This is a genomic window from Psychrobacter sp. JB193 (assembly GCF_002285555.1).
Classification (GTDB): domain Bacteria; phylum Pseudomonadota; class Gammaproteobacteria; order Pseudomonadales; family Moraxellaceae; genus Psychrobacter; species Psychrobacter alimentarius.
In genome coordinates, this window is the sequence record NZ_NRGY01000001.1 from 606,262 (window position 1) to 617,531 (window position 11,270).

The following is an 11,270-nucleotide window of genomic DNA, read 5'->3' on the forward strand; positions in this document are numbered from 1 at the left end:
CAACCTTTCTTTAGTAGCTATTATTATCCAAATAACTTACGTCTTTTAGAGGGTATGGCAGATTGCGACTGGTATCGGGCGTATAAGTGACGATAACTTTTGCTTTATTGATACTATGTGGCTCGAACTTCAATAACTGCGTATCAATGATAAATTGGGGTTCCGATTCTCTTTCAGTCTCTTTTTTTGTCACTACAGGTGATAGTTTCTTAATGGCTAATGACGTAATATTACTAGCAACCGGTTCATTACTAGCAGAGTTATGGAATGTCGCTTTATATAGATTTTGTTCTCTGCCGTTTTTATCAGCGACTACTTCTATAGTCAGTTGACTTGCTTTGTCCCAATTTCCAATGTGAATCTGACTTTCAAATAAGGTCAGATGCTCTTTTACAATCTCAAGAACTGGCGGAAGTCTTATCTCACTGTTTGTGCTTATTTCATGCTCCACAGGTACATTACCTTGAAAGGTTTGCAAACGATTATTGGCTAAGAACAAGGTACAAGCCGTGATAAAGCCGCTAATGTCTTGCTCCAAACTATTGAAAGGCGACTTTGACTGAAACGGATTTATCAGATAGTAATCTTGTCCTCGCATGGCTTTATGACCAAACACGCTGTTGTCTAACCAGTACTCTATTAATGTATTGTTTTTATCATCAAACTTATAGGCTAGGCGCTGAAAAGTATAGCTTAGGGTCATACCGACAAACATAATTGCCAATAGTGGCAGTGCTGGTAGTGCCGTTGGCGATGCTATTGCTAACAATCCTAAGTTTAATCCAGCATAAGCTGATGCTGCGATAGAGAAACCCGCTCCAACTGTAAAAAAGCCAGAACTCTTATTACCATCATTAAACTTACGATGACCATAAATCGCTAAGCTTCCTACCTCAAATGTCGCGCCAACCACACCTAACCATCCTGCGCGATAGACAAGTTTATTTGCAAAACTGGTTCTACCAAACACACTAGCTCCCGATGCTGCCACATCCATACTTGCTGTTACTAATGCAAGTCCAGAACTAATTGTGCCTAGCTGCTCTTGCGTTAACCGTAGTGGGTCGCCTGCGTATTTTAATCTGGCAATCGCTGGTACACTGGCAATCACCGCATTCAGCTGAAAAAATGCAATGAAAGCCGATACTCCTCCTGTCGCACCCGTCGCTATATTCTTGATGCTATTGTGCCACTCAATACCCCTTGCAGCTAATGCGTCAGCATCCAGCTGATCAAGATCAATAGGCTTTTGACCATCATTGAGCTGGCTTAACTCACTTATACCTTCACCTGTTACGCGGGCTTTATCAAAATATGATAAGACCCACTTTTCAGCCTGTTGTAGATTATCGATCTGCGGCGTACGCACAATATTAGTATCAGTAACGGTTTCCAAGATACTGGTTACACCTCTTTGAGCTTGTCTGGCTCTTTCATTAATTCTATTAACGACTGATTTTGGAAGCACTGCACCTAAGGCGAAATTTGCAAAGGCAGCCATAGTATCAGCCGTGGCAGTCACCTTTTTAGGAACAACTACTAATCCTGAATGACCATATACACTAAGCTCTAGTGCTTTATACAAATTTATAAACGCTTTTGAATCATGAAAACTCAATGCTAATAAATTTTGACTTAGTGTCTGAATCAATTTACCTTTATTGATATCAGCGCTTCGATTACTGTTGACTGTTATCTTATTCAACGTCTCAGCACTAACCCTTTCGACCATATAGTTTATTCCAGTACCTACTGCTTCAGAAGCTCTATCTTTCTTGCTAAAGCCATAAATAATCTCGACCAGCTCCTTATCCAAACCGCCAAGTGCTTTGAATAGCCAGTTTTGATTGATTTTGATGCTACTACTGATTTGAGGTAGTAATGCTTTTTTAAACTCCTCTTCAGTGGCCATATCACTTTTGGGTGCAGTAGATTCAAAAGCATCAAGCATGCTTTGTGGGATACCAATATTACTATCATCAATACCGCATCCAGCGATACAAGAAGCAATCATCGCCTCAAAATCTTTAGCAGTCTGTTCATCGTGAACAAGCTCAATGTCAAAGTCATTTTCTATAATAAATTTGAACTCTTCACTGGCGATTGCTTTGATAAAGACTTGACGAGCATTAACAATTTGCTCCTTAAGATCAATTATTTTTTGAGAAGACTGTAAGTAAGATTCATAACTGCTCTTATCGATATGCTTAAATATCAAATCATCTGGATCAGTATCTGAAAAACCTATATTAAGCAACGTTCCTACATAATCATTATCCCCCCAGTTGAATAAGTCTTTTCCTTCAAACTGAGTAGTCTTTATACTTGATTTTTCAAGGTTTTTTATGATTAAAGCATTAATAGTTTTACGAATATAATCATTATCTTCTGATAGTTCACTGAGTTGATTAATCAAATAGTTTCGTTTCTCCGCGGCTGCTATCACCTCTCCTACAGGGTCAGGTAAGGCGACCATCATAAGTGTTACTTTTTTTAAAAATTTTAATTCTTCCTCATCAGCTTTAGTACCATTTCCATTACCAATAATTTCTTCAGTGCCCTCTATCTTTTCACTGACACTTCTTTGCATACTTTGATACAGCGATAACGCAGTTCTTACACTTCCTAATATATCACTGCCGCCATTTCTCTCTAACACATTAGTTTTTTCGTTAATATCTCCACCTTGAGCAAGCTGCTTACGTTGAGAAAAACTTTTTATATACCCAACTTCATTAGTGCTCATATTAATGGTATTTGTATTGCCTATTAGTTCATCAACGATAAACTTTTGCATACGTCTATTACGTAGCGTTTCATCTTCAATGTATCTTTTTAATACGGATTTACTCAGCTTGGCATGACTCACCATTAGCCATGCCTTATCTCCTAGTAGCAAAGTAATATATTTGCTATCTAAGGTACTATGCCCTTTCTTGTTACAGTTAAATGGCTGTACCTCTTCGTCAAAACTGTCACTGCCAGACTCATCGATATTTTGTACGTCTATTTGTCCAGATCGGCTGGCTCTTTCTTTAAAATTTTTGTCAATATATGAGTTAGTACGTTTTAATGCCCCGTCTGCACCTATGTAGTACTCATCAAAATTATATCCTTCAGTATCCTCTATATAACAATATAGATAGGCATGATTTGGTAGGCTCGCAACAGCAGTATGACTGGATGGCATCGAGACAATTTCATGGGGGAAATATCGCTCATCCTGTAGTGTCACTTTATAATCCATCTTACTCAATACCACAGGTAATATCGGAATACCTGTTTTCCCGCATCCATAAGCGCATTTATTGGTAGCCGTTACTACGATGGTAGGTAATGTAGTCGAAGGTTCATCACTATCGAAAGGAGTTACAGGTACAGCCTTACTTACTCTTTGTGGATTCTTATGCTCATTTGTCAATCTATTCATAAAGCTTAAGTCACTACTCATCCTGCTACTCCTTGACTTCTAGGCTGTTCCAAACCCTTAACTATATTCCTAACGGCTTGCTGTTGCGTAATTTGACGCTGAGCAATCAATAGTGCTTGGCTCAGTACAGTCTTATAAGATTGAACATTGATTACCATTTGTTCTTTAAGCTGCCTTACTATCATATTTACCCACTCTGTCTGCTCAAGAAGGTGCCACTGCTGCTGATTAAATCTAAAGGGCAAAGGTCTTAGCTGCTCTAATGCCACTTGAGTATCAGACGGATATACTTCGCTAGGTGTCGGCAACGTTATCTCTGTAAAGGTGTTATTCCAGTCTACACAGTGCATACGAGGTAGACCCAATTGATATACTTGCAACTTTTGCTGACTAGTCCATAAATAGGGCAGTAGCTGTATTACTCTCGGATCCCAATAACGCAGATAACGGCGCTTGTTTGATCCTAGTCCATACGCTTGACCTATCAGATACAGGTTCTGTTTGAGTTTTTCAGTAATCGGTTGCTCAAACAACCACAAGCAAATGCTACGTGAATGCGGACGACCTGCTATATCGTTGGTATTCTCATATATTGCTAGGGCCAATAACTGTTCTAGTAAGCGCTTACCAGTACTGTTACCTAACTGAATATTAACAACGACCAAGTCATCGCTAAAGGTATGGTGAATGCGCTTTATACGCTCAAATGGTAAATCTACACCGCAGTCAAGAACGTTAAAGACTTCAGCCCCATACGCATTTAGATCAATGAGTAGAGTGAGCTGCTGATAGTTATTATCAGCAATTATTTGATATACAGCTTCAAGCTGATTTTGGTACTGTTTCGTGGCTTGAATATCATCAAGGGGCTCTAGTTGTGGAAATAACATATTTAAACAGCTCCGCCTTTTTTGCCAGTGCTACCAGCCTTGGCAGAACAGTCGGCAAGCTCGTCCTGAGGCATGGTAATCGTTGGGCTACTTCCGCCCCCACTACCCCAATCCACCTTACTTGCTTTATAGCCCACTTGGCTTGGCGTGATAAAAGTCACATTACCGCCAGATATCTCAATACCACTGCCAGCAGCTTTTAAGGTCAACGTATCAGGGACAATAATCTCAATACTGTCTCGGCTATGGATGCGCAGTACTTGTTCACTATCGAGGCGCATCTCGCTTTGATGCGCTTGTATGGTCACATCACCATGGGCGGCGGTATGGGTTTGTGTTTTGTTTGAGTAGTAATGCATGTCACCTGCGACCAACTGATTCATCTGCATTTGACTGTGATGATGGGTATCTGCTGCCGCATGACTATGCATACTTTGGGTGCTGGTAAATTGGCTATGTTGTCCACTTAACAGTGCGAGGTGACGCTGGGAGTCGATTAGCAGGTTAGCTTGCTGCCATTGTCCAGACTCGCTCAGCGCAGCATCATTGGTATCTTTGCTAAACTTGGCAAATGGTGTTTGAGCGTCTTCTTGGTTTTGGCTACCTTTTGGTTTGTTATTGGCACCGCTAGCCAATCCAACGGGCTGATGGGTATTGGCGAGTTGCTCATACGCTTGTTGATGCTGATCAGCCGTTTGTAGTTTGCTATGACTGTCATGACTCATATGAGGGTTTGATAAGGGGTCTGCTTGCCGACTACTGATATGCAGTCCTTTGCTACCTTGTACATTAGCGGCTGCCTCAGTTTCTATGCTGATGCCGCGTCCACGTGCAAGGCCGCGCGTGTGGTCAGTATGTTGATATAGATGACCGATGGTCAGGCTGCTTTGGTAGCTTGTACTATAGACATTGATTTGCGGACTCTCAGGATGGGCATCAAACATGAGCTGGTTGTAGCCGTTAGCGAGGCTGTCTTTGGTCGTATCTCCCGTACGGCTTGAGTCGATACTTTGGGTTTTAATACCGTCTATGGGATGGGCATGACTTTGATTAATGAACCATGTCGGACTAGTCGCATCGATAAAGTCTGTATCACTTACTATACTGTTGTGCTGAGCATCACTGTTGCCCTGACCGTTGTGGGTGCTACCGATGATGATAGGGTGATTGATATCACCACCGATAAAGTCGATCAAAACGTGTTGACCATGTCGCAGTGGATGGGTCTGTCCCATGTGGTCGGCAACTAGATGGCTAGCAATAGGTACCCAGTGAGACGTGTCACCATCATTATCTTGTCCGCCTTCATCATTTTGCCAGTGATAGCGAATGTGGGCACGATGATTACGATCAGTATCAATAGCGCTGCCACTAGCAGTATCGACAATACTGGCACTCATCAGACCGGTGAGGCTAGGATGCGGTTGTCCAAGGTTTGCCAGCTGTTCGCCAAAGGGAATATGGTGATGGTGTGGAAATGGTAAGTAGCAAGCAGTGATATGATGGACGTGGTCAGTATCACTATGATCGTTCACATTAGGCTGTAAAGTAATGGGATCAAAGGCTGCTATGCCCAACCAATCTGCGGGGAGGTGGTTGTTGATACGGTGATGAATAGATATGAGACTTATTGGCTCAGTCACATAAGGATTGCCATCGAGATAGTGAGTACTCGGCAAATTGAGATGACGAATGTTACCAGCAAGGCTACCTACATTAGCAAGCTGCTGAGCATTCTTTTGATAGCGAATAGCCAACTCTTCAAGCCCTTCATCATCAAAATGGGTATGGCTGTGTAAGAAGCGGGTATGACTATTTGGACTGTTCGATTCGATAGATTGTTCGCTAGTGCCGCTACAAGTATAAGTACCTGTTAAGCGATTGTCATACCGATATAGGTCGGTTTGCTGGGTATGCTGCGCAACACGAGGTCGAATGGCAGTAACACGATCCTGTCTGTCGGCAAGGTTTGCTGGGTTTTGGCTTAAAGTGCTGCGAATGTCATTTGCGTCTGGACGCAATGCTTCGGCATTATGTGGCAATAAAACCAAAGTATGTTTGTCAGCTTCATGACGGTAGTAGCCTGTAACGCCATACAAAGCAAGATACTGAGTTAAATAAGCCAAATCCGTTTGATTGTATTGCACGCTGTGCTGAATATGATAGTCGCTCAAACGCTCGTCGATCTCGATGTCCATCCCATAGGGGCTTAATATATCAGTGATGAGCTCGCTGAGGCTAAGGTGATGATGGCGACGATTATGGCTAGCGAGACGTAGCTGGTTTAACGCAGGCTCGCAGACAATACGATAAGCTGCCATACCGCTATTGCTGCCCAGAGCTACTGCTTCCGTAATAATTCCATGGCGAACTTGGCTAGGAATTGTAGCGTCGTCAGTGTTCCAATGAGTCGCCAGACTTTGCCCGAGCCAGTCTTTTATATTGAGTCCTGCCTGCGGATGCAATAAAGTGATGCTCATCCGGTAGCCGCAATATAGCGCAAGCTGGCGCTCTTGATAAGACTGCTGTCGTTGGTCGTGATGATAAGGGCTTGGATAAGCAGTTGGCACCGGCATGAGAGCAGGTGTCTCCCAAACACTATCTGGCAGTGGCATTCCCAGCATGCTTTCAACAGTATCGGCTTGCTGAATAAGACTGGTGGCAATATCAGGGTGGGCACTACTGATTTGTAGATGTCGTTTTGTTTGAGTCCAAACCATGATAAGCCCTTCTCTATCCGTCCAACGGTTGAAATACTAAAATCACAAAGTCAAGATAATAAGATTAAGCGTCTTTTGTACTGCCAACTAACTTACTAAGCTAAGCAATACTGTCCTGAATAATCGCCATCAATACCCATCGTCAGACGACTCTCGTTTGGGCTGAATACCAATCATGTCAGAGAGCGTCGCTAATTGATCTTCATTTTTTATGATATGAGTCAGCCACTGATCCAGCGGCATATCTGCCCAATCAATCGCTCGTCCCAGCAAAAAAGTCACTGGGCTGTGCGGCTCATTGGTCGCAAAGTAATCTTGGATTTGACCCAATAACTTGAGGGCCTGCCGGCGGTTGCTTTGATGATCGCGATTGCTCGGATTAAAGCTGGTTGGCTTAGCGTTTGTAGAATTGCTTGCTTGTCCACCGTTATCCAAAATAGACTCTTCATTTCCTATAACATCGGCTGTATTGTTATTTTCTGTACCAGCACCGTCTACATTGATAGTAGACTCTGGAAGCAATGAGCGCAGATGCTGACTAAGGGCTGCCAATAAATCCGTCACTGGGGCAAACACGGGCGCATCCATACCCATGAGGTCGTTCAGCTGGTCAGTAAGCGCCTGCCATTGCTCAATGATGGTCGTGAGATTGGTCATTAGCGTTTGTTGCCATGACTCACTACTGTTTTTTATGGCATGATTATAGTCACTCAGTATTAATTGGTTGGGCGTTTCACCATCAGGATTTTGTTGACGCTGCTTGTCATGATCGCGAGCGGTTAGATAATAATTGTAATTATAATTGCCAGCTTTGGTATCAGAGAGCGATAACTGCTTAAGGTCATCAGTCAGTGTTTTGACAAACCATGACAGCAGTCCTGCCCTAATATCCATGCTGTCTTCTTCACCATCGAGTGGCGGATACATTGTGAGCCAGTATTCATCATTGAGTGCTTGTAATAGGCTAATGCCATGACTAATACCAGCTAAATGGTCGGTATGACTGAGCGCATCGACATACCAAAGCGCCAGCTTCATGTCTTTACTGGTACGGCTCAATAACTCTGCACATTGCTCTTTGACAAAATCCCAATCAGCAATTTTTAGCTCAGTGACCCAGTTACCTTGTGCTAACAGTGGATCGTCCTCTTGACGAGCAGCAATGATGGCATCCACACGTGGGTCAAATATTAAATCTTCTCCCACGCCATGATGACTGCCATCAATAGGAGCAATCAGCGTGTCAATCGAGGTCATTAAAGAATGATCAGTTTTCATTATAGGGACTCTTCCTTAATCGGTTTTTTACGCTTTGTCTTTTTGGCTGGTGCATCCTTAGTGGCTTTTTTGCTGATCGGTTTTGTGGCTAAAATGGTCTCAGTATTAGAGCTACCCTCTATCTCAGTTTTGGTTTCACTGTATTGCGCCATTTGGTTGAGCGCCACAACAGAATCGCAGTCGAGGCGATAAGCAAAGTTATCATCGGCATCGACGAATACCGTAATCTTTCTTAGCACGCTTTGACTGTCATCATGAGCCAGTAGCTGACTTGCCAGCTGTGGCAATAGCGTATGACTAATGATGGCATCAGCGTTACGTGCACCCGAGTCAACTTCATGACAACGAGATAAAATCAGCTCAATTACTTCAGGGTCAATGACACAAGGCACGTCATAATTGTCACGAATACGATCGGTAATCTTGTTCAGCTTGAGACGAATAATTTCTGCCAGTGCGTCATCGGTCAACGGATAATAAGGAATCACCGTCAGACGACCCAAAAACGCAGGTTTAAAGGCTTTGTATAAATGCGGATTAATCACCTGCTTTAAACTATCGCTGTCTGGCAAGCTAAAATCAGTATTAGCAGGATCTGTATTGATACACTGCTGCATAATCTGCGATGAACCAATATTGCTGGTCAATAAGATAAGGGTATTTTTAAAATCGATTAAGCGGCCTTCGCTATCTTCCATGACCCCTTTATCAAAAACCTGATAAAACAAATCCAACACATCAGGATGCGCCTTTTCTACTTCGTCAAGTAACAGTACGCTATAAGGACGACGACGGATCGCTTCTGTCAACACGCCACCTTCCCCATAGCCAACATATCCTGGTGGCGAGCCTTTCAACGAGGCAACACTATGGGCTTCTTGATATTCTGAGAGGTTAATCGTAATAAGGTTACGCTCACCGCCGTACAGTACTTCAGATAGTGCCAATGCGGTTTCTGTCTTGCCTACGCCACTTGGGCCCACAAGCATAAATACCCCTTGCGGACGATTGGGATCATCTAGACGTGCTTTGGCGGTATGAATACGTTTGACGATGGCGGCAACAGAATGGTCTTGCCCAATGACGCGTGCTTGTAAGGTATCCGCCAAGGTTAATATATGGTTTTTTTCATTGCCTGTCATATCGTTAAGCGGAATACCGGTCCAATCTGAGATAATCTGTTTGATGACTTGGCGATCCAATACGGCATGGATGAGTCGATGTGCTTCTTGTACCTGTTTTAGCGCTTGCTCAATCGCTTGATACTCGGCTTGTTTGTCTAAGCGCTCCTTTGCACTAAGGTTATCAGAGCCCTTAATTTTGCTATTCAACTGTTGATTAAGCACATCAAGTTGATCATTAAGCGTACGCTGCTCTTGCCAACGAGCCGTCATATCAATAATGCTTTTCTGATTGGCTTGGCGCTGCTCATCAAGCACCGCTATCTGCTGGCTGACTTTTTCTTTTTCATCAACACCGCCAATACGCTCAAGCTGCTGACTGAGATTGTTGATATGCTGCTCTAACTGCGTGCCTTTTGCTTTTAATTTGTCGAGCTGATTGGGCATAACAGTCTTTGATAAACTCACACGGGCGGCGGCAGTATCCAATACACTCACCGCTTTATCAGGCAGCTGTCTGTCACTAATATAACGGGCTGATAGCTCAACGGCTGCTTGTAGCGCATCATCATCTATCAAGATACCGAAATGCGCGTGCATTTTGGCGCTTAAGCCACGAATCATCGCCACTGCCGTGTCAATATCAGGCTCCTCGACTTTGACTACTTGAAAGCGACGCGACAATGCCGCATCTTTTTCGAAGTACTTTTTATACTCCGACCAAGTCGTGGCGGCAATCGTTCGTAGCTCACCGCGAGCCAGTGCGGGTTTTAGCAAGTTGGCCGCGTCGTTTTGCCCTGCTTGACCGCCCGCCCCAATCAGGGTGTGCGCTTCGTCAATGAATAAAATGATTGGCTGTACAGACGCTTGTACTTCTTCAATGACTTGCTTCAAACGATTTTCGAACTCGCCTTTGACGCTCGCCCCTGCTTGTAGCAGTCCCATATCGAGACTACGTATCGTCACGTCTTTGAGTTGGTCGGGAACCTGACCTGCCACTATTTTTTGTGCCAAGCCTTCTACTACGGCAGTCTTGCCCACCCCGGCCTCGCCCGTCAAAATCGGGTTGTTTTGGCGACGACGGATTAAAATATCGATCAATTGATGAATCTCAAACTCACGACCAATGACTGGATCTATTTGCTCAGCAGTCGCTTTGGCGGTTAAGTCATACGTGTATTTGTCTAGCGCAGGTGTGGGCTGAGCCGTTTGCGCAATGTCTACATTCTTATTATCGCTGTCACCATCTGTTTTACTTTTGTTGAGATTGGCGGAACTACCGCCCTCAGTGCTACCAAGGCATTGACGCTCATAGTCGTCTTTTAGCGTAAAACGATCAATATACTGAAGCTGCTCAGGCAGCGCATGAAGCAATGGCTGATAACGCTCATGAGTCAAAAGCACCAGCAATATGTGTCCAGAGCGGATTTCTAGTGGACTATTGTTATTCTCACTTTGGCTATATTGGCTACTTGCCAGCTCCCATGCATCTTCGAGCAATGCCATCAAACGCTCACTAAAGACAGGTGTTGAGCCTGTTGCCTGTCCAAACGCACCCAATAAATCTGTGATTTCTGCTAGTAGTAACGGCTGATTAATTTTATTCGCTTTCAATATTTGCGCCACATCATTATGCGCAGTGGCGATGAGTTCATGCAGCAAATGAATGGTATCTACTTCGCGATGTCCTTTATCAATACAAAGCCGAGCTGCCTGCTGCAAACACTGTCGGCAGCTCGGACTCAAGCGGGTAATCACAGCTTTTAACTGACTCATAACTCTCTTCCTTTAGCATTCTTATTGATTTTGAAATTATAGTTATAGGGTTTAT

5 protein-coding genes are annotated in these 11,270 nt (G+C 43.6%); all 5 read right to left on the reverse strand.

Annotation, left to right across the window (positions count from 1 at the left end; translation table 11 throughout):
• Positions 1–10 precede the first annotated feature (10 nt).
• Positions 11–3,451, reverse strand: a complete 3,441-nt coding sequence (locus CIK80_RS02615) for a toxin VasX (RefSeq protein ID WP_095568756.1) — start codon at positions 3,449–3,451, stop codon at positions 11–13.
• Positions 3,448–4,320: a hypothetical protein gene (locus CIK80_RS02620; RefSeq protein ID WP_095568757.1), complete on the reverse strand. Its 873-nt coding sequence runs from the start codon at positions 4,318–4,320 to the stop codon at positions 3,448–3,450. The genes CIK80_RS02615 and CIK80_RS02620 overlap by 4 nt, the downstream gene beginning before the upstream one ends.
• A 2-nt stretch (positions 4,321–4,322) precedes the next feature.
• Positions 4,323–7,040 (reverse strand): contractile injection system protein, VgrG/Pvc8 family, encoded by a 2,718-nt coding sequence (locus tag CIK80_RS02625; RefSeq protein WP_095568758.1) that lies wholly within the window; start codon positions 7,038–7,040, stop codon positions 4,323–4,325.
• 129 nt (positions 7,041–7,169) lie between these two features.
• Positions 7,170–8,318, reverse strand: coding sequence for a type VI secretion system protein TssA (tssA, locus tag CIK80_RS02630; protein WP_095568759.1), 1,149 nt, complete (start codon positions 8,316–8,318; stop codon positions 7,170–7,172).
• Complete coding sequence (tssH, locus tag CIK80_RS02635; protein ID WP_095568760.1) at positions 8,318–11,215, reverse strand: type VI secretion system ATPase TssH; 2,898 nt, start codon at positions 11,213–11,215, stop codon at positions 8,318–8,320. Before tssH ends, tssA begins: the two co-directional genes overlap by 1 nt.
• Positions 11,216–11,270: the final 55 nt, after the last annotated feature.

Excerpts from the sequence above, each read along its gene's own strand:
- tssA (WP_095568759.1), bottom strand. The coding sequence starts at position 8,318 with ATGAAAACTGATCATTCTTTAATGACCTCGATTGACACGCTGATTGCT.
- CIK80_RS02615 (WP_095568756.1), bottom strand. The coding sequence starts at position 3,451 with ATGAGTAGTGACTTAAGCTTTATGAATAGATTGACAAATGAGCATAAG.
- CIK80_RS02620 (WP_095568757.1), bottom strand. The coding sequence starts at position 4,320 with ATGTTATTTCCACAACTAGAGCCCCTTGATGATATTCAAGCCACGAAA.
- CIK80_RS02625 (WP_095568758.1), bottom strand. The coding sequence starts at position 7,040 with ATGGTTTGGACTCAAACAAAACGACATCTACAAATCAGTAGTGCCCAC.
- tssH (WP_095568760.1), bottom strand. The coding sequence starts at position 11,215 with ATGAGTCAGTTAAAAGCTGTGATTACCCGCTTGAGTCCGAGCTGCCGA.